Origin of the sequence: Acidisoma sp., from assembly GCF_965199065.1 — a bacterium.
Lineage (GTDB): Bacteria > Pseudomonadota > Alphaproteobacteria > Acetobacterales > Acetobacteraceae > Acidisoma.
Genome location: NZ_CBDAQN010000001.1, coordinates 492695 through 512845 on the forward strand (window position 1 = coordinate 492695; position 20151 = coordinate 512845).

A 20151-nucleotide genomic window follows, 5' to 3' on the forward strand; every position below is an offset into this window, starting at 1 on the left:
TGGTTTTTCGCCGTCAGCGAAGTCTCTATGGACCATCATGACCATGACTTTCGGGCGCTCATCCGATCTGCAGTGAACTCGGCGCGGGCGAATACTCAACTTCAGCCGAATATGATCGATAATAGTTCGATGGTGAGGAAGGTGCGTTCACCCAGGAAATTCGCAGCCTCGGCGTCAACGTCATCCGTCATCGGATAAGCTTCTACGAGCGGTTGGAGGCGGCGCAGAAGGCCCAGCGCCCGGACTGGACGCCTTATATGTTCGTGGCTTCAGGGGCCCTGTTGCGGCTAGAAATTCCGCTCCTGGAGAACTCCGAGGAGTTCGTGCTCTACACCGATTGCGACGTGCTCTTTCTGAAGGATCCAGCGCTAGAACATATGCGGCCGGAGGTTTTTGCGGTGGCACCGGAACGGCAGCGGGGATCATATGAAGACATGAATTCCGGCGTCATGGTGATGAACCTGCCGCGCTTACGTACCGATTTGCCCGCTCTGATCGATTTTCTTTGCGACAATTTTGCCGTTGTGAACGGATTTGATCAGGAGGCATACCGTCACTTCTACCGCGGCACCTGGAGCGCACTTGCGGCGGATTACAACTGGAAGCCTTATTGGGGCATCAATCCGCAGGCGAGGATTCTACATTTCCACGGGCCTAAACCGGCCGCGATCCGCAAGCTGATCGCCGACGAGAAGTACCCTTCTCCGGATGTGTGGCGGCAACTTTATTTTCAGGATCCTCGAAGCTACCAAGAGTATCTGCGGATTTGGGAGCATTATCAGGTGCCTGCACAATCCTGAGCAGTAAAGCGACAGTACTTGCGACTCATCAACCAAGATCCTAGTGTAACGGGAGATTGTTAGCGCAGGTGATGAGTGAACAAGCTCTACAGGGTCAGCACCTACCATAACTCAATTCTTGCGGCAGCCGATGACGGTTCCGTGATCAACGTCGCTCAGGAAGCGCAGAACGCGGATTTAAGACCTCTCGTCGCGTTCATACCCAGTGAGGCTTCGACGGCGTGCTACCTGTTGGCCGACATCCCTGACTCAAGCGTGCTCCGCATAACGCACCAGATGGGCGTGGGTCCCATTGTTCCCCTACGATGTCTACGTCTGCCGGGGTCGGAGGGGGCACTGTCCATTTTTATTCTCCCGAAACGAGCAAGTTTCTCTGCGCTGCTCCGATAAGCGCGGAAACTCAAACCGGCCCGCTGGCTTTGGCCCCGGCGATGCCGCGGCAGTTCGAGACCTTTACCCTACAGTCCTTGCCGATGGCAGTGCTGTCTCGGACAATGATGGAGCAAGCTAAGGCGCTTGAAATGGTCAACAACCCGGAGCCGGATGCCGGGCTTGTTGCATGGATGATCCAGCAAGAGAACCCGCCGGGACGGGCAGGTGACGCTTTAAACGCCGTCGCTGCTCTTCTCCGGCCTTCGCAGCTCGATGAGCTTGCAAGGCTCCTCTTGCTAGATAAGGAAGCGACGATCAAGGGCCTTCGGACCGTATTTGAAGACGATCTTTACGCGAATGAAGCTGTCCCGCAGCTGTTGCGGTGGCTGGCTTCGAGGGAAGACCAATCAACTCGGAAAAACAGGTCTGATGCCGCTGAAGAGCCTTTGGAGAGCGTAGCCGCTACATCATTTCTCAAGAGGCTGCTGGGGCAGAAGTCCACTAACGGTGTGATCCGCGAGATATCGCGGCCCTCCGCCCCTCCCGATAATTCAAGATCAACACGCGCCCTGACGACGATCCGCACGATAGATACGAAGTTTGACCGACTTCATGAGGACGTGCTCAGCAAGAACTACAATGTCCTGCCGTTTGCGCTCAACATGCGGCTGCGGCGGCTGGCCGACCCAACACGCAGGGCTTGTGTCATTGCAAGCGCCCGGAACGAGGGCCTGTATATTCTCGAGTGGCTGGCCCACCATCGGGCAATGGGGTTCGACCATATTTTTATCTACAGCAATGACAATGACGACTGTTCCGACGATCTATTGCGCGCATTAGCGACGGCTGGCGAACTAACTTGGATTGAAAGCACGATCGGTGCCGGATGCCGTGCACAGGCGAAGGCGTTTGGTCATGCTCTGCGCGTCATCCCGGACACGCTGGACTTCGAGTGGAGTCTTTTGATCGACTTGGATGAGTTTTTTGTCCCCAACCCCATGTTCGGCTGTGTCGGGAGTTTCCTCGATTGGCATGAGACGCAGTCTGTCGATGCCATCGGTATAAACTGGCAGTTCGTTGGATCCAACGGTCAGACGCATTGGCGCGACGAACCTCTTTTCAAGCGTTTTCCCATGGCCATTGGCGGCGCAAACCCTCACATCAAGTCTATGTTCAAAACTCGGAAGTTCCTTCACTCATTTGCTCACGACCCCGCGGATGTTCGCAATGAGCATGTCGAATTCAGAAACTCTAGCCGCGCTACGCATCTCTTTGATCCTGCGAGAAGCCGGGGCATAGCCCTCAACCCGGATATCAGCATGGCTGCAATTGTTCATTTCTTCTACAAGTCGAATGAGGAATACGTCTGGAAAAGCTCACGCAATCGCGGCTACCACACAGTCGTGCCCGGACAACCTGCTGGCAGCTTTAACTCAGGCTTCATCACGAATTTCGTAGAGACTTCCGACGCGGGAAGCGTACCGACAGCGATGCCCGCTTATGAGGCTATCGTGGCGGAGGAGATGGCAAGGCTACTCGCCTACCCAGATGTTGCGACCGCACTCGAAAAGATTAAGATGCGCTTCGGCTCCAAGATCGGACCACTTATTGCGCAAGCTGCTTCCCATCCGGCTATGCTCGCAGCGGACAAGCCCGGTCAAGTGTTCATGGCACCGTTGACGGCCCAGCGGTTGCCGCAAACGTCTCGTCAGAGTGCCGTCGACGGGGCTGGAGGGCTCAAGGCAACAGCCTCCGTATGAAAGGGAAGATGTTGTTGTTATAGAGATCGTGACCGAAGCCGCCGCCGACCCCCATGTTGAAGACCCGCGGACTGCCGGAGCCTACCCACATCTCATACCGAACTCTCTCTCGGTTCAAGGAATCGGCGAAGTCTGGACTCGAGAAGGCTGGGGATAGTGGGTGAGGAAGCCGCCTTATGTAATCGGCAGTGGCCCACCAGAAGTTGCCACCGAAATGTCGCGCAGGAACCTCATGGTAATTGATCCCAGCAATATCATGAGTCATCAATTCGATCACGCAATCCTTCCACCGTTCCAGCACTCCGTATTCTAGAAGATGGCGCCAACTGTTGACGTTCTGCATTGCCCTGTAGCCTTCAGAGCCCGAAGCCAGATGCCGGATCCCCTTCGTATGGAAATAAGCGACCGACTGCAGTAGACGTTCTCTGTCGTTTACACATCGTTGGTAGGCATGCTTTAGCGTTAGTCCTTCAAACTCGCTTTCCTCTTCGGTGTGCTCGAGCACCTCCAGCCACCTGACGTGACTGACAAAGTCATGGATTGCCTGGTGCTGTGGCCCGCTGATGCAACATGCGACATCGGCGTGCTCGTGCAGCCCGCAACGCTCGAGCAGCTTTAGTTGCTCGTCAACAAGAATTTTCCATATGTCCGTCCGAGGTGGGCTCCAGATGTGGTAGTAAACTGCAAGCTTCTTCATCAACTCAATCCGTAAGAGAGCAAGTCTGGCTGCGGACCCGGAGGACTGCGTTGTTCGGCCTTCGCCTTCGGCACCATGCTTTGGCGCCCGGAGAACAAAGTATGTCCGCTACTCGACGTATTGCAGAACACTGGCCACATCCATCTCAATAGGTGTATCCCAATTTCCAGTCACCGCGAGCTCTGCAGCTTCCGGGCAGCGTATCTCACGATACTGGTGTTCTTTGAGATTAGACAGAACCCAGTAGAAAATGTCAGGCATTTGCGATGGCATGAAGGATATGATGCTGGCTCCGCGCGGTGCAAATACCAAGTTTGTAAGGCCTGCTCCCGTGACACCCGCGATGCGCCGGGCGCCTTTAAACACCGCGATCTGATGTCGCAGCGTCATCTGGCTTGGATCAACAATCGTCCAGTTTTTTTTCGCTAACGCGGTAACGACATCCTCTTCGCAGAGAAGCTTTCGGCTGGACTTCGACCGGGTCACCCAGATGTCTGTCGGAGGACCGGGCCGGATCTTGTCCGAGAGAAACTCCGCTGTCTCAATGACCCGGGGCGAATAGAACTGTCCGTGAAGTGTCAACCCGGTAACGATGACCAGTCTCTCATAGACCTCTGGACCAGCAACTCGTATTGCGATCTTAGATTTGGGGATACCCAATAGTTCCAGCGATGTTTCCATAACGGCGGTCATCTCGGCGCTTGCAGCAGGAAGCCGGATTTTCCATCCCCACCGGAAAATCTCAGGGAGCATCAGGTGGATGATCGGCAGCATCTCCACCAGCCAATGGCCATAGTTACCAATTCCTGCCTTTTCGCATAGAAGCGTAACTCCCTCCCGACGCGGTATCGATCCTGTTCTTATGTTCTCCGATACGCTCCAGGTGAAAATGTCGATGTCTCGCTCACTCGTTTCGTGAATGCTTTCACGAATGAGATTCATGTCACGGTCGTAGACCAAGCCTGGTCCCTCGACGATCGCATCGGGTATGACTGACCACTGAACCGGCGCGGGAGCTTGAACGTTACTCAGGAGGTTTTCACAAAACGCTCTAAAATGGTTCGGCACCAGATCAGGATTAATGATCTCCGGCCGTCTCAGCATATATTGCGGCGAATCAATCGTGCCTACCACAAAGCCAGTTGGGAGATCGACGATGTTAGCCAACGTATTCTCCAAAATCGTCCATGGACGCTCCTAAAGCTCTAAGAGGGTCTTTTATCTCAGTCTGAGGCCCTGCGTTTGTTGAGCCGCAGAGTTCGAGACCGACACTGTCAACACTTACAAGAGCCCAAGCAAGGCATCTGCCAAGACTTTCGGGTTTTCGGTCTGGTGGCCAAAGGTAATGCCTTCGGTCGGGGCTGGAGAAAAAGAAGTAGGCGCATGGACGTAAAGGGCCTGATTACCAGCGAGCTTATCAATCAAAGCGTAATTGGAGTTGATCGCCTTATCATAGGCCAGTCCTATGATCCGCTTTGGTCGCCCGCAGAACAAGGTGGTGTGAAAGGCGGACCCCACGGTTCCAACGATTGTCGACGCAGACGCGAGCAGCGCTATTTGTTCAGGCGTCGTTAGGCGCTCAGGATACATGATCCGAATGCCGCGCGCCGCGAATGCGGCTTCGAGCGGCTGTTCATTTACGAGACGATACGTGGAACCTGTGCCAAGTTGCGTTTTGGAGACGTAGAGAGGACCTGCCTCCCGGTCCCTGTCGGCGAAAGGCGCGCCGATGGCGCGTGCAAGGTCACCGAACACGGCATGCGCGAAATGCTGCTCTTCAACTGCAGGCCTTGGAACGCGGAGGCGGGAGATGATCACAGGCTCCCGGAAGTGAGCAAAGCTAGATGCCGTTAGACCTAGCCTGCCGAGGATGGCGGAGACGTATGGGCGGGCGAACCATTCCTCGGGTGGCTCGATGGAATGGCAAAGTATGGGGGCGTCTGGCGGACCATCGCGAAGAATATGCCAGAAGCGCGGCAACGCCGCAGTCAAGAAGTGCCCGTAATGCGGAATGATGGGTCCGCCGTAAATGTAGCTTCCGTTGATGCGGGGCAGAGGCAATCCTAGCAAGCCGATATTGTCGCTCTGCCCTACAAGGTCACGCCTTGGAAGGCGCCTGTAGGAGGCTGCATCTACCAGGCGCCCGTCTGTGAAGTAGACGCCCCACTTCGGATCGCCCAACCACAGGGCAGGATCGAAAGGCCGGAAGATCACGTCTCTGCAGAAATCCTCGACGGGATCAGGACCTAATACCCAATCTGTCCCGACCAACTCCGTGCATAATTCCAATACTGGCAGGATCAGGGTCCTTCTTTGACAGGGACGCTACGGACGACTCTGCAGCGCCTACTCCTTCCCATACCGGATCACGATCTCGTCCGGTTGGGCCGAGGCCACCCGACGCGCCACCAAAGAAGCATCCGCCCCAGGTTGCTGCGCCATCCAGCCCTCGTACAAACCTACCAGCGTAGCCGCGAGCCACATCCCCGCCGGCTCGCCCGCGCCGCCAATCCGCGGCAACCCCTCATGTGTCAGCACGAGGCAATGCTCCTGCGCCGAAAATGCGATCTGGACCGCGCCCCAGCCAAAACCGTCGAGCGTCTCCGTCATGTCCATCGCCAGGCCATCGAGCGTTCCCCGCTGCGGCATCGGATACATGCTCGCCAACTGGCGGCCCACACCCTGCAGCAAGGCATCGCGCCCACCCGCGCCCACCACGTCGTCGACCTCGGCCGCCAACGCCCGCAAAAAGGGGCGCCAGTCCGTCGTCCCATTGCCTGGCCGCGCGGCCGGCAAAGGCGCGGCCGGCAGAGGCGCGGCCGGCAGAGGCGCGGCCGGCAGAGGCGCGGCCGGCAAGGGCTCCTCCATCCGCTGACGAACAGGTGCAGAACCACCCGAACGCACCGCCACGCCGCTTGTCAACACTTCGGCCTCCTCATTCCGTGGTCAGGAAGGTATAGCGCGCAAATGCCATAACGTCCGCTTCATTCCAGTCGGCGGATTTCTGATAGGCGGCAGAACCGCCGACCTGCAGCGCCGGCGTCAGGTGATACTCGAAGCTGCCGTTTACCCCGCCGACGACGCCCGAGACATTCTGGCTCGCGTAGCTGCCCTGTACTGCGCTGTCGAGCGTGCTGTACTGCTGCACCAGTTGCTGCAGCCCCGGCTGGGTCGGGAAGATCGCGCCACCGTCCGCGTTGAAGGTCTGCACGCCAAGCGAGCCGCCCAGCGTATAGGTCAGGGGCCCACGGGTCGCCGTCCAGGTGACCGGCACGATCGCCGCCACGTAATCCTGCGGGCTGAAGTAGCCGCCATAGCCCAGGGTGAAGTGATCCTGGTTGTTGCTGTAGCCGAAGTAAACGAGGTTGAGGCCGACTCGCACCTCGTCCGCCGGCGTCTTGTAAAGCGGGTAGCTGCCGCCGGCGCCGAGCTCGATCTCATTGTTGCTCAGCACGTTCTGCCCCTGCAGCCGGTCATACCCGCCGCCGGCATAGAAATTCGCCTGGCCTGGCGAGAATTCGAGCTGAGCGTGCACCCGCGAGCGGGTCACGCCGCCCCACGTCATGCCGGTCCCGGGATCGTAGGCCCCGGCGTAGGCGACGAGGCTATCGGTCACCGCGCGGCGCTCGCCCGTCACCCGGAGCACAAGGTTCGGCGCGATCGTCGGCGCGATCTCGACGCCCCCGACCACGTTGTTCACACGGAAACCGAGTGGCGTGCTGCCCACATCGGCTGTCACCCACTTATAGCCGTAGGACACGTCCAGCCCGACGCCTGTCGCGGTCTGGGCGCCGGGCGCCGGGATGACCGTGCGGCCGTAAGCCGCGTTGACGAGATTGTCGAACACCGCGCTGCCGAAGTTCTGCGCGTTCCCGGTGTCGGAAGCTACCTGGCCGGCGTTCAGGTAGGTGGGTGTCGCTGCGAAGGTGACACGGCCGACGCCGCCAGGCGAGAAGCTCCCTTCCAGCGGCACGCCATACGTGGCGAGCTGGCCGGTGCCGGCGCTGCCCGAGCGGAACTGCAACGTCGTGCTCGCGGAGACGTAAGGCGCCACCTGCAGCTGGATGGCCTGGATGCGGTTGTCGAGGTCGGCGATCATCGGGTCGGGCGCGGCGGTCGCGGGGCTCCCGGTCAGATTGCCGCCGAGCGTGCTGCTCGCCAGGGTGTTGCCCGCTACCAGCCCGGTACCGGCCAGAATGCCGACAGGCGAGGTTTCCTGCGAGCTGACGGGCGTGGCGGCGGGAGCCGCGTCATCGTCGCTCGGCGCGTTGCGGAAGGGGTTGTTGGAGGCGGCGGCGGGTGGCGCCCCCACGGGTCCGTTGCTCGCCACCATGAAGCTGGCACTGGCGCCGCCCGCGGACGCTGTGTCGCCGAGCTGCTGCTGGCGCAGTGCGCGCGCCTGCCGCAGGTCGTGCAGAGCATCCGCGTTCAACCCGCGCGCCTGGGCGATGTCACCGGCCAGGATCCAGTTCTGCGGATCGTTTGGGTTCTGTATCAGGTTGTCGTTCACGAAGCGCGACGCGAGAGCGTAGTCGCCAGTTTGGATTGCGGCTGCAACCGCACCCCGCCGCGCATCCGGATTGTTGGGGTCGTTCTGTAAAATCCGCTCGTTGATCGCAAGCGCGCGGCGGGGATCATCGGCCGTCTGATAGAGGCGGGCGAGAGCACTGTTGAGCGCCGGGTCGTTCGGGCTGCGCATCAGCGCCGGCGCCAGCTGGTCGTAGGCATCCGCCGTGCGCCCCGCCGTGTTCAGCGCGTCCGAACTGCGGATGGCGATGCCGTTGCGCAAGCCCGCGAGGCTTGTCTGCTGATCGGGCGTGAGGTCCTCCGCCGGCACGGAGGCCAGAATGGCGCTCGCACCCGTGGTGTTGCCGGCGGAGAGCAGCCCCTGCGCCCAGAGCAACCGGGCGGCGCTGCCTGCCGAGGGGTTCGCGCTGGCGGCCGTGGCGATCGCGGATTGCGCGTCGGCGGGGTCGGACAGGGCCATGAAGGCTTTTGCGACAGCGAAGCCACGTCCGCCGCTCGGGTCTGGCTGAGCGGCGATCGCGAGCAGTTGCTGGCGCGCGGCAGCGGGATTTGATCCCGCATAGGCTTCCGCCGAATTGATCTGCCCCTGCACCTGGGCCTGCGCGAGAGCCGCGCGCATGTCAGCGGTCCGCCGGCGTGGCGGCACCTGCTCGATGAGGCTCACGGCCTCGGCGCTGTTGCCGGTCTCGTTGGCGAAAACGATGCCGGCCTGCAGAGCGGCGGCGGAGGGCCGCGTCACATCGGTGACCTCGGCCATGACGCTCTGCGCGTCCGCCGCCGGCTGGCCGTTTTTGATGAGGGCGCGCGCGAGGTCAAGGCGCAGCCAAGGGCTTGAAGGATCGGCATCCACGGCCGACCGGTAGAGCGCGATCTGCCCCGCGGCATCCGGCATTGCCTGGGCCTGTTGGGCGAGAAGCTGCGCCCGCGCCTGGTCGGACAGCTGGCCGCCGTTGGCCTCGATCTGGGCGAGGAGGGTGTTGGCCTCCTGCTGGTTTCCTTCGCGGGCGAGCACGCCGGCGAGCGCCATCTTGATCCCGGTATTGCCGGGCTGCCGGGCGAGAAGCGCGCGATAGGCCCGTTCGGCGCCCGGCAAATCGCCGCGGTTGCTGGCAGCCTGGGCGGCGGCGAACTGGCCGGTGACGGCTGCCCCGGCCAGGGCCTGACGCCAGGCGGGCGCCTGGGTCGGGTCGAGCGCTATTGCGCGGCGGAGCAGCGTCGCTGCCTCTGCGGTGCGACCCTCACGCATCATGACCAGCCCGAGGCCGCCGGTGGAGCTGGCATCGTTCGGGTTGGCGGCCAGCGCCTGCCCGAACAGTTGCTGTGCCTGGGCAAGATCGTTGCGATGGAATGCGTCGTACGCCTCGCTCACGTACTGTGCGCCGGGCGCCTGATGCGGCGGATTAAGCGCGTTGGCCAGCAGGGTCGTGGCGGTGGGGTCGGTCGGGTAACGGGCCTGATAGGACTTGATCGCCGCGACCGAGGACTGGTCGAGGGGCAGCCAGCCGAGCGCCTGCCGCCAGCTCTCGCGCGCCTGCGGACCGATCGAGCTGTCGTTGGCCAGGGCGGCGAGGCGGCTGATGCCCTGCATGCGGGTGTCCTGCCGATAGGTCAGCGCCTGGGCGTAGGCAAGCTGGGCCCGCATGTCGTTGGGGTTGCGCTGAACGGCGCCTGCAAGCCCTTGGACCGCCGGCTGATAGCCGCCCTCAGTGCCGCCCAGGGTCTGGTAGTATTCGACCGCGAGCGAATCCGGAGGGGCGGAAGCGCCGCCGAAAAGCTGGCGGTAAGCGCCGACCGCCTGGGCGTCGCTACCCTGTTGGGCGAGCTGCCTCGCGTTGCTCAGCGCGTTCGGGTCGATGGCGCCGATCCTCACGGCCTGCTGGGCCTGATGGATCTCCGGCGCATTCGGATGGCTTTGTTGCAGCAGCGCCAGCGTCTGCTGCGCTTCGGTGACATTGCCGGTGCTCGCCTGCACCTCTGCGATGATGGCGAGCGCCTGGGGGTCGTCGGGCGAGAGGCGGAGCGCGCGCTGGGCAGCTTCGATGGCGCGGGGCGGATTGTGCTGGTCGCGCCAGTAGGCCGCCTGCCGCAAGAGCACGGAGAGGGCCGCGTTCGGATCGGCGGCCGGCGCGGGATCGGAGGGCGCGGCGGCGGCCGCGGTCGGCGCCGCCAAAATCTTTGCGGAGGCCTGACGAGAGGCGGCGATGGCGGCCTCGACCGCCGCTTCGGATGCCGCCGACTGGGCCGCCGCCGGTTGAGCCGCGCTCGCCGCGACCGGTGCTCCAGCCGCCGGCGTGCCCGAAGCGGCGGGTGGCGTCTGTGCCAACGCCGTCCCCTGCCAAAGCGCCGCGATCGCGAGAAGGGAAACCGTGCCCAAGCCCCCACGACGCCCTGCGCGCCACGCCGCGCGGTTTGGACACTGGCCGGGAGGGACGCTCCGGTGGCGCATCATCGCACATCGCCCCGCGCCCGCAGGCGAGTAACGGCGCGCCGCCGCAACGTCACGTGCAGCGCGACGGTGAGGATGATGCAGCCCAGGATCATGACCAGGACGATTGTGAACGGCTGGTCGCGCAGGAGGTAGCTCGGCCAGATCCAGAAGGGGATCCAGCCGACGGTGTAGGTTGAGCCGATCCGGAACGACGATACCTGGCCGCCCGACACCACGCTGAAATCGCCCTGGATCAGCGGGTTGACCGCGGGATCGCGGAAGGTCGAGATGATGCCGCCGAGGCCCTGCGGAGTTCCCGCCAGCAGCGCCACAACCGTTGCCTGGCTTGCCCAGGGGGACCGCCCGCTGGCGATGATCGCCGTGTTCTGGTTCACCGCGGCGGAGAGGGCAGTGGCGGCGCGGTGCTGGTCATCGTCGCGGCTGCCGGTGAAGATCTGGAAGACGCCGGCGAGGGGCGACTGGCCGAGCTTCAGTGAAATCTGGCCGTCACCGAGCGAGAGCGGCACGTTCTTGAGGATGTCGGTCAGGCTGCCGAGATGGGCGAAGGTGCCCATGACCAGGATGTCGCCCTTCTGCAGGCTCGCTTCTTCCTCCGGGCGCGCGACGGCCACCTGAAGCGCCGGATAGCCGGTGAGAAAGCCGAACCGGCCCATCATTCCGAGGTAGGCGCTGAGTTCCCCGGTGTCGGGGGTGTCGGGCAGCACGATCGTGGTGTTCGAGAGATCGGCCATGCGGGTGAACGGAAAGCCGGCGCTGACGAAGAAGGCGAGGTTCGGCATCTTGGCGAAGTGGTAGCCGCGCGCGAGGCTGATGGTGGTGTTGGGATCGATGCCCATCGTCGGGTCGGACGGCACCGCCTTGCAGGCGCCCGCGTTGAGCGGCCGTGTATCGAAGAAGAACTGCAGGGCGTTGCTGCCGAACACGTCGTAGGGTGGGACATAGACGGTGTGGAACGGGCCGGTCGCGCCGATGACCGGGATCCAGTTCCGCCACCAGGCATTGGCCATCCGGTCGGCCAGCGGAATGGATTGCAGATAGAGCCCGTTGATGCCGACATCGAGGCGCGACACCGACAGATTTTCGATCGGCCCGGGCGGGGCGCGGAAGGCAATGCGCAGCGGGAAGCCGCGCTCGCGCCAGGTGTAGAGGTCAGGCGCGGTGCGGAAGGCGACCTGAACCAGATTGTCGTAGCCCACCCCGTCGAGGTTTCGAGCATCGGTGATGGCGCCGAGCCGGACCGGCTGGTCGGACTGGATCCAGGCCGGTGCGTCGTAAGGCTGCCGCACGGGCATGTCGGGCGGCGTCACCTGCACGTTGGTGCCGCCCAAGGTACGGGAGCCGAGCACGAGCGCGTCCGCGGCCTGCGCCGCCTCCGCACCGTTGCGGCCGTAGACGACGAGCAGTGTGCCATTCGGATCGGCGGGGTTGGCCAGAACGGCGACGCCGGGACCTGTGATCGCCGGCAGCCCGGGCACGTTGGCGTCGGTGCTGCTCACAATCATCACGGCGTTGCCGGGCGGCGCGGATGTGGAAACGGGGAAGCTCGCGCCTCGAAAATCCGCCTGCTGTCCGAACCAGGAGGCGACGATGCCCGCCGCCCGGAGCGTGTCGTCATCGGGCTGGGCCGGCAGCACGAAGGGCAGCAGGAGCCCGCCGTTCTCATGATGATCGAAGAAGGGCAAAGGCAGCTGGCTGAGATCGCGCTGCGGCGGCAGATGCTGCACCGTCATGGTCAGGGTGGATCTGTTATATACCGTGCCCCAGATCAGCCCGCTCAGGAGATCGTTGCACTGCCGGGTGTAGGCGCCCGTCAGGCGGAAGTTCAGAGAGTTCGCCGCCTGGAAGAAGACCGGGTTGACCGGCATCGTGAGGGTGAAGTTCGGCTGCGCGGGATTGACGGAGATCGTGCCGACGTACTGGTCGTTAAGGCTCACCGTGATGTTGCTGAGATCGGGGAGCAATGCGGGGGAAAGCGCGCCTGAAAGGCTCAGGGTCGCATTGGTGACGACTTCGTCCCCGCGCACGCCGAACTGGACGCCCTGCAGGGCGCTCGTGCCGCGCAATGCGATCTGCCCCGCGGCACCGAGTCCCTTGAGCGTGAATGATTCCGTATCGGTCACGCCTTCGCCGGCCGGCCCCGCCTCCGGTACGCCCAAGCCGCCCGAGTTCTGGGTGGGCGCGGCCGGGGCCGGCTGGCCCGCCCCAGGCTGGGGTCCGGTAGGCTGAGACGTGCCAACCGGGGACGCGCCAGACTGAGAGGTGGCCGGCTGAGACCCGCCAGGCTGGGGCGCGTCCGCCGCCGGTGCGTTCGGCAGCACGATGTTAGGCAGCGGCACGGTGCCTGTGTCGCCCGGTGCGGCGGCAACCCCCGAGAGCGGGCGGATGATCGTCGTCTGCGCCCCGGCTGAGACGGGGATGAGGAGAGCCGGCAGCAGCAGCAGCAGGAAGGCGATGACAATGGCCGCCACCGGCTGAGGCTCACCAGGCTGGAGCGCACCAGGCTCGGGTGAGGCCTCCCCTTGGGCCAAGCCCCGGTTGGCGCGGGCGAGCGAAGCGCGGATCGCTTCCTCGATCTGAGCCCGGTCTGCGGGGCTGGCGGCGGTGTCGCTTTCCGGTGGCCGGAACAGGCCGCCGATGCTGACGAGAACGCGCCAGAGGCTGACGAGCGGGCGATCCTTGGGGAAGTCGCCCCAGTCCAGCCAGGCATCGGCGCGGCCAAAGACGCTCTGCACGATGGCCGCCTCATCGGCCAGCGTTTTAGGTTCGAAGTTCAGCAGCATCTCTTTCTCGCTCCAGCGCAGGTAGCGCGAGGGGATCAGCGCCGAACCGCTGGGCAAGGGGATCTCGAGCATGATCTCGGTATCTTCGGGCATGTCCTCCGGCCGGGTGACGAGGGTGCGTGCGCCGCTCTGCGACAGGTTCTGCACCCGTCCCGTGAGGACCCGCCCGTCATAGAGATGCACGATGGCCGGCAGATCGACACGCACACGCGCCCGGGCCCGCAACTGCTGGCGCTCCCGCCCGACCGCGAGGGCCGCGAGCAGGATGAGCAGGCTGATCGTCGCCCAGATCGTGTTGAGCAGCAGCGCCTGGAACACCAGCGTGGAGGTCTGCTGGAAGATCATGCTGAACAGGCCGCGCAGAATGCCGAGGAAGACAAAAAGGCTGAGCAGAATGTTGGGATAGACGGCGCGCAGGTCGAAGAAGCCGCGCGCGAGCGTGCCGCCCTTCTCCGTCACGTTGAACTTGCCTGCACGGGGGTTGATCATGGTGACGATCGTGACGCGCACCAGGAACAGAGCCAGCGTCGTTTCGTAGATCTCGCTCCAGAAGGAGTGACGCCAGCTGCCCTGGATGCGGGAGGCGGTGGCGACCGAGTGGAAGATATGAGGCAAGGCGTAGGCCGCGATGGCATAAGGCGAAGCGGCGATCATGTTCTGGAACAGCAGCAGATAGGCGAGGGGCGACGCGAGGAAGACGACGCGGGGAACGCCGAAGAAGAAATGAAACATGGCGTTCGCGTAACAGAGACGCTGGCCCAGACTTAGGCCCGGGCCGAGCAGCGGGTTGTCGAGGCGGAAGATCTGCATCATGCCGCGCGCCCAGCGGATGCGCTGGCCGATATGCAGGATGAGGCGCTCGGTCGCGAGGCCCGCCGCAAGCGGGATCTTCAGGTAGCCGGAGGTCCAGCCGCGGCGATGAAGCTTCAGCATCGTGTGCGCGTCTTCGGTCACCGTTTCGGTTGCAATACCGCCGATCGTCTCGAGTGCGGCACGGCGGAGGACCGCGCAGGAGCCGCAGAAGAACGTGGCATCCCAATAGTCGTTTCCGTCCTGCAGCAGGCCGTAGAACATGTTGCCCTCGGGCGGCACGCGGCTACCGGCGGCGAGGTTCCGCTGGAAGGGATCGGGCGAGTAGAAGTGATGCGGCGTCTGGACCATCGCCATGGTCTTGTCCCGCACGAGCCAGCCGACGGTGAGCTGCAGGAAGGCGCGAACCGGAATGTGGTCGCAGTCGAAGATGGTGATGAACTCGCCGCGCGTGACGCTCATCGCGTGATTGAGATTGCCGGCCTTGGCATGTTTGTTGTCGGTGCGCGTGATGTAGCCGACGCCGGCTTCCGCCGCGAACCGGCGAAAATCTTCACGCTTGCCGTCGTCGAGGATGTAGACGCGGAACTTGTCCGCCGGGTAGTCGAGCGCGCGGCAGGCAAGCACGGTCGCCCGTACGATCGACAGCGACTCGTTGTAGGTGGGGATATAGACATCGACGGTTGGCCAGTCGGCCGGGTCCGGCGGCAGCGGCACGGGCTTCCGGTCGAGCGGCCAGATTGTCTGCACGTAGCCGAGAACCAGCACCACGACCGCATAAAGCTCCGCCGTCACGAGCAGGCTGCCGAGGAGAAGCGTCGGCGTGGTCTGGAATGTTAGCGTTTCGGTCGCGCGCCAGTAGATGTAGCGCGCCGACATCGCGAGCGACAGGATGGCCAGAAATATCGTTACCCGCCGGTCGCGAAACCGGCTGACGACGAAGAAAAGCGCCGCGGTCGATATGCCGACTGCCACCTGTTGACCGACGGACAATGGAACCGTCGCAATGGCGGCGAGCATGCACACCCCGACGACGAAGCATACCGCTCCGCCGATCCTGCCGCTGATCACCTCCTTCATCACAGCTTCGCCGACTCCATTTCGTTCTTAAGAGTGCACGGTCATCTTGGGCCCAGGGCGAGCCGCAAGCCCGACTTCCTCGGCAGGTTCGTCCATCGGGCCGCCCTGCTCCGGCGCCACGGCCTCGACGATCTTGAGAGCTATCGCCGTTATGTCCTGAGCGGCTTTGCTCGCCGGTGCGTAGTCGGCCACCGACAATTGCCGGGCCAGGGCTTCGGGCACGTGTTCATCGCGATACACTCGGCCGAGCAGGCGGCTGCCGAGATGGCGCTCTGCGGCTTCGGCCGCTGCGCGCGATAGGCGGCTGCGCATGTCGATCTGGTTGACGACGAAACCGATGCGCCCGATCGGGAAAGGTGTGCCGGGTGCGCCGCGGTACATCCCCTTGCCGTCGATCTTCGGCAGTTGGACGATCGAGGCGGCGTCCGAGAGCAGAACGACGACCATGTAATCCACGATCGCGGCGATCACCGAGGAGGCGACCCCCGGCCCGGGCGGCGTATCGGCGATGATGACGACCTGCGGGTCCTGAAGAATATCGCGCAGCGGCGCGATCAGGAGGTCCGGGTGGCTGATGAGTTCCGCGTTGATCGCGAAGGTCTGGGCAAAGGTTGCGTGGCCATGCGGCAGCAGGGCGATGCCTGACGGGGTCTCCTGCAGATGCGCCTGCCAGGCCCGCCTGGGATCGGCGTGGTCCTTGAGCGAGGTGACGAAGCCCGCGCGCTCGTACGGATCGGCGCCGAAATGCATGCCGAGCGCGTTCTGCGCGTCAAGATCGAGCGCCACGACGCGATAGCCGAGCCGAGCGAATTCGTGGGCGGCGTTGGCCGCCATCGTGGTTTTACCAACGCCGCCTTTGGGGGATGCGAAAGCGATCAGGGGCATGGCGGCCCCCAAGGGCTCGGGCGAGACCTGAATTTCATTGCGGCGTCTCCTCCCGGCGATCCGCGCCGGGTGCGCGGTGGAGGGCTGCGAAGATGTCCGAAAGGCTTTCAGGCGCCGGGGCGGCGGCTTCAGCCTGAGGCGGTGCGGCCACAGGCTGGTCCGGCTCAGGCTGCGGCGGCATCGGGTATGGTGGAGGCGCGCCGAATCCGGGCGGATATCCGGCCGCGTACGGCGGCGATGGCGGGTGCGGATAGCCGTATGGATAGGGTGCGGGATAAGCGGCCGGATGGCCCGGAGGGTAGCCTGGCGGATACCCGGCGCCCGTCGGATAGGGAGGAAAGTGAGGCGGCGGATAGCCCGGCGGCAACCAGCCCTGGGCGCCGGGCGGCATGGGATACTGAGGCATCCCAGGTGGCGGCGGCTGAGGCGGGTAAGGCGGGACGTAGTAGGGCGGATAGGCCGGCGGCGGTGGATAGGCCGCAGCCGGGTAGGCCGCAGCGGGGACGGCCGGCGGCGCCACCGGTTGCGCGTCGCGAACCTGATGCAAAGCAGGTTGGGCTGCGGCAGGCTCGTCACGCTGGAAGCCGGCAGTCTGGGTTGCATCGGGTTGGAAGGCAGCTGGCATGGCGGCCGCCGGCGGCGCGGCAGGGGGCCGAGCGGCTGCTTTTGGCGCCTTTTCCACAATTGGCCTGATCAGATCCGCGTGCGACCGCAGCGGCAGGCCCGGAACCGGCTCCGGCATTGTCACTTGCTCCGCCGATGGAGACGCGGCCTGTGCAGGGCCTTGCCCATGCTGATCCCAATGCGCGGGCACGTGCTCCTGCGGCGTGACCTGAGCCAATCGCGGGCGTGCTGAAGTCTCGGCGCCGGCGAGAGGCATTAGCCGCGGGGCCGGCTCTGAAGCGACAGGTGTCAGTGCGTCAGCCGCTGGCCGTAGTGGAAGCGGCGCCTCATCATGTGGCGGCAGCGTGCCTTGAAGACGCGTACCGGAGGCCTGCCCGGCCACCGGCTCCCGCGGCTCCGGAACATCGTCACCCTGCCGTTTGGTCGCTCCGATCCTGAGATCGCCGGCACCCGGAACGGCACGGGAAAGTAATGGAAAGACCTCGCGGACCAGCCCGCCCGCGCCCGGAAGGATGCGCTCGTCCTTGCGCGCGGAGAGGCTGGCGGGGTTGGCGGGCAGGCTGGCGGATCTAGCGCCCCGCTGCTCGTTCGGCGGGACCCCCTGCGGCGTAGCGGAGGCTGCGCCCGGCCCCGCGGCTGCATCCTGAGTGGCCCGGTATTTGATCGGCGCGGCGCCGAAGGCTGCCATGACCTTGTCGACATCCGATTGAGACGTTTTCATGACTCCGCTCCCTCGTTCCTAGCCACCGGCATGACTCTCTGCCCAACCGATCCGTGACAACAACGTTAGGGATGAGGAATAGTAATCGGTGCATTGTTGCACTGAAGGTAGCGACGGCAGCCCCATTTGACGCGCATCGGCCATCATCACGTTCCGGACGGCGACAAGTCCTCCCGCGGCGGCGTACGACGAGACCGCGTCGGTCGCGAGGTTCGCCCAGGCCGGCTGATAGGCCGCCGCAGTCGTCCAGAAGCTGGTGAAGGACTGGCTGATCGCCGGCGTCAGGTTCTGCGCCCAGGTCAGGTTAAGGGGCACGCGGATCGCGTCGTAGGAGCAGAGGGGCGGCCAGCCGGACGCAACCGCCAGCGCCTCGTCGTTCAACGGCACGGCGAGCCAGTCCGGCGGCAACTGCCAGCGGCCGAACCGGGCTCCTTGCATCAACGACATTCCGTCGAGGGCGAGGAGCGGCCAAAGCGGCGATCCGTCGACGGTTCCCAACTCGCGAATCGCAACAAAATTGTAATAAGACAGGTTGATGATCGTTGCGGACTTTCTGGTGAAGCCGCTGAGGGCAGGCAGCAGTACGACGCGGCTGCCCGCGTTGGCGATCAGCAGCGTGCGGATGTCCCGCGCGATCGACGCCGCAGCCTGCGCATCATCCGTCCTGCCCCATCGTTGAGCCGCACGGTTGAGCGCCATGGCGATGACGAGGTCGCCATCCGTCGCATTGTTGTGGTCCGGCGTATGGTCGTGCTGATCGGGAAGATACCGCCAAATATGAAGCGCATCGGTGCCGCGGGCGAGATTGCGGGAGGTCCAGCCGCTGATCAGGTCGAAGGTCTGCTGGTCGCCAAAGGCTACGGCAAAAAGCATGCCATAGCTCTGCCCTTCGGAATGGGACACGTCGCCATTGCCGGTATCGACGATGCGGCCATCGGCCATCAGGAACCGGCTTTTGAAGGATAGCCAGTCGGGATCGTCCGGTGCGAACGCCGCGGCGGCGCGAGCGGCGGGGAACGGCGCGAGGCCGATCATCGCCGCGGCAGCCGTGCTGCGCTCGAGGAATTGCCGCCGGGATGGGAACAACGGGCCAGGGTCCTCACGAAGCCAAGGGAGAAGCCGGAGCGACGAGCACGGCTTGATCCTTTGGTTGAGGACCGGGTGGGCAGGAGGAGGTCGCTAAAGCAAAAACGAGCTGGAACCGGTTCATTTTCAAGCCACTTGTCACTTCAAGCTAGCCAAAAGTATGACCTGTCCGAGCGAGCGAGGCAAACGATAAACGTATTACGCACATGCTTTCGGCGTAGATGCGGCGGCAAGACAGGAGAACCTGACCCTGGGACCGGACGCCAGACGCAAAAAAACGCGCTGGCCCACCGAGGCCAGCGCGTTTTTCCGGTTTTGGAAGCAGGCGACCCCGATCAGGTGGAGACACCCGATCGATTAACCATTTCGGGAGATCAGGCCGCCTTCGGCAGCGTCGCCATGTCAATCACGAAGCGATACTTAACGTCGCTCTTCAGCATGCGCGTGTAGGCCTGCTCGATGGTGTCGATCGGGATCATCTCGATATCGGCGGTGAGGCCGTGCTTGGCGCAGAAGTCGAGCATCTCCTGGGTCTCGGGGATGCCGCCGATGAGGGAGCCGGCAAAGCTGCGGCGCCGCCAGATCACGCTGAAGACTGCGATGGAAAGCGGGTTCTCGGGCGCTCCTACCTGGCAGAGCGTGCCGTCACGCTTGAGCAACCCGAGATAGGCGTCGATCGAGTGATCGGCCGCGACAGTGTCGAGAATGAAGTCGAACGTCTCGCCCTGGGCCGCCATCGCCGCAGGGTCCTTCGAGATGACGACCTCGTCGGCCCCGAGCTTCTTCGCGTCCTCTGTCTTCCCGGCGGAGGTCGTGAACAGGACCACGTGCGCGCCCATGGCATGGGCAATCTTGAGGCCCATGTGACCGAGGCCGCCCAGGCCGACGATGCCGACCTTCTTGCCCGGTCCCACGCCCCAGTGCTTGAGCGGCGAGTAGGTGGTGATCCCGGCGCAGAGCAATGGCGCGGTGGCGGCGAGGTCCATCCCCTCGGGGATTTTCAGCACGAAATGCTGGTCGACCACGATGCGGTCGGAATAGCCGCCGAAGGTCGGGCCACCGACGACCGGGTCGACGCCGTTGTAGGTGCCGTTGAAGCCGACCTCGCAATAGTTCTCGAGGCCTTCCTTACAGGCCGCGCAGGTGCGGCAGGAGCCGACCATGCAACCCACGCCGGCGGCCTCGCCTTCGCGGAACCTGGTGACGTTGCTGCCGACGGAGACGATGTGGCCGACGATCTCGTGGCCCGGGACGCAGGGGAACGTCGTGTTCCGCCACTCGTTGCGGACCTGATGGAGGTCTGAGTGGCAGACGCCGCAATAGGCGATCTTGATCACGACGTCGTCGGGTCCGGGGTCGCGGCGATTGAAGGAGAAAGGCGCGACCGGCGTTGAAGCCGTCGTCGCACCATAGCCGACACATTCAAGCATAAAACGTCCTTGATCTTATCGAGAGATAGTAAAAGCGAGCGCGAATGCGCGGGGCGAGCGGCCACCACTGCGGCGGACGCTCGCGCGGCTGCGACAAAACACCGTATCCGCGGTGGTGGGAAGATGCTTC

12 protein-coding genes are annotated in these 20151 nt (G+C 63.9%); 2 read left to right on the top strand and 10 right to left on the bottom strand.

All coding sequences use genetic code 11. The annotated features are described in order from the left end of the window. Nucleotides 1–212: 212 nt before the first annotated feature. Together ACOEQ1_RS02320 and ACOEQ1_RS02325 are read left to right on the top strand one after the other, a co-directional pair. On the top strand, nucleotides 213–800 hold the full coding sequence (locus ACOEQ1_RS02320) for a hypothetical protein (protein WP_419757617.1): 588 nt from the start codon (nucleotides 213–215) through the stop codon (nucleotides 798–800). Nucleotides 801–1231: 431 nt separating this feature from the next. Continuing rightward, nucleotides 1232–2932 carry a glycosyltransferase family 2 protein gene (locus tag ACOEQ1_RS02325; protein ID WP_419757618.1) on the top strand — a complete coding sequence of 567 codons (1701 nt, stop codon included), beginning with the start codon at nucleotides 1232–1234 and terminating at the stop codon, nucleotides 2930–2932. On the opposite strand, the gene ACOEQ1_RS02330 is transcribed toward ACOEQ1_RS02325, so the two are convergent. From ACOEQ1_RS02330 to ACOEQ1_RS02375, 10 genes are all read right to left on the bottom strand, one after another. After that, a complete protein-coding gene (locus ACOEQ1_RS02330) occupies nucleotides 2910–3629 on the bottom strand; it encodes a hypothetical protein (protein ID WP_419757619.1) in 720 nt (239 codons plus the stop codon). The genes ACOEQ1_RS02325 and ACOEQ1_RS02330 overlap by 23 nt on opposite strands. A gap of 108 nt (nucleotides 3630–3737) precedes the next feature. After that, the gene (locus tag ACOEQ1_RS02335) at nucleotides 3738–4796 is read right to left on the bottom strand and encodes a glycosyltransferase family 61 protein (RefSeq protein ID WP_419757620.1); all 1059 of its coding nucleotides are present in this window, start codon (nucleotides 4794–4796) and stop codon (nucleotides 3738–3740) included. Nucleotides 4797–4910: 114 nt separating this feature from the next. Beyond that, nucleotides 4911–5843 carry a glycosyltransferase family 61 protein gene (locus tag ACOEQ1_RS02340; RefSeq protein WP_419757621.1) on the bottom strand — a complete coding sequence of 311 codons (933 nt, stop codon included), beginning with the start codon at nucleotides 5841–5843 and terminating at the stop codon, nucleotides 4911–4913. A gap of 132 nt (nucleotides 5844–5975) precedes the next feature. Next, nucleotides 5976–6551 carry a cellulose biosynthesis protein BcsD gene (gene bcsD, locus ACOEQ1_RS02345; RefSeq protein WP_419757622.1) on the bottom strand — a complete coding sequence of 192 codons (576 nt, stop codon included), beginning with the start codon at nucleotides 6549–6551 and terminating at the stop codon, nucleotides 5976–5978. Nucleotides 6552–6564: 13 nt separating this feature from the next. Next, the gene (locus ACOEQ1_RS02350) at nucleotides 6565–10530 is read right to left on the bottom strand and encodes a cellulose synthase subunit BcsC-related outer membrane protein (RefSeq protein ID WP_419757623.1); all 3966 of its coding nucleotides are present in this window, start codon (nucleotides 10528–10530) and stop codon (nucleotides 6565–6567) included. A 71-nt stretch (nucleotides 10531–10601) separates the two neighbouring features. Next, on the bottom strand, nucleotides 10602–15275 hold the full coding sequence (gene bcsA, locus ACOEQ1_RS02355; RefSeq protein ID WP_419758623.1) for a UDP-forming cellulose synthase catalytic subunit: 4674 nt from the start codon (nucleotides 15273–15275) through the stop codon (nucleotides 10602–10604). A gap of 27 nt (nucleotides 15276–15302) precedes the next feature. Next, nucleotides 15303–16160: a cellulose synthase operon protein YhjQ/BcsQ gene (locus tag ACOEQ1_RS02360; protein WP_419757624.1), complete on the bottom strand. Its 858-nt coding sequence runs from the start codon at nucleotides 16158–16160 to the stop codon at nucleotides 15303–15305. 34 nt (nucleotides 16161–16194) lie between these two features. Then, nucleotides 16195–17505: a hypothetical protein gene (locus ACOEQ1_RS02365; protein ID WP_419757625.1), complete on the bottom strand. Its 1311-nt coding sequence runs from the start codon at nucleotides 17503–17505 to the stop codon at nucleotides 16195–16197. 18 nt (nucleotides 17506–17523) lie between these two features. Next, a complete protein-coding gene (locus ACOEQ1_RS02370; RefSeq protein ID WP_419757626.1) occupies nucleotides 17524–18591 on the bottom strand; it encodes a glycosyl hydrolase family 8 in 1068 nt (355 codons plus the stop codon). 374 nt (nucleotides 18592–18965) lie between these two features. Further along, complete coding sequence (locus ACOEQ1_RS02375) at nucleotides 18966–20021, bottom strand: NAD(P)-dependent alcohol dehydrogenase (protein ID WP_419757627.1); 1056 nt, start codon at nucleotides 20019–20021, stop codon at nucleotides 18966–18968. Between the last annotated feature and the right edge of the window lie 130 nt (nucleotides 20022–20151).

Excerpts from the sequence above, each read along its gene's own strand:
- bcsA (WP_419758623.1), bottom strand. The coding sequence starts at position 15,275 with ATGAAGGAGGTGATCAGCGGCAGGATCGGCGGAGCGGTATGCTTCGTC.
- ACOEQ1_RS02330 (WP_419757619.1), bottom strand. The coding sequence starts at position 3,629 with ATGAAGAAGCTTGCAGTTTACTACCACATCTGGAGCCCACCTCGGACG.
- ACOEQ1_RS02325 (WP_419757618.1), top strand. The coding sequence starts at position 1,232 with ATGCCGCGGCAGTTCGAGACCTTTACCCTACAGTCCTTGCCGATGGCA.
- ACOEQ1_RS02365 (WP_419757625.1), bottom strand. The coding sequence starts at position 17,505 with ATGAAAACGTCTCAATCGGATGTCGACAAGGTCATGGCAGCCTTCGGC.
- ACOEQ1_RS02360 (WP_419757624.1), bottom strand. The coding sequence starts at position 16,160 with ATGCCCCTGATCGCTTTCGCATCCCCCAAAGGCGGCGTTGGTAAAACC.
- ACOEQ1_RS02375 (WP_419757627.1), bottom strand. The coding sequence starts at position 20,021 with ATGCTTGAATGTGTCGGCTATGGTGCGACGACGGCTTCAACGCCGGTC.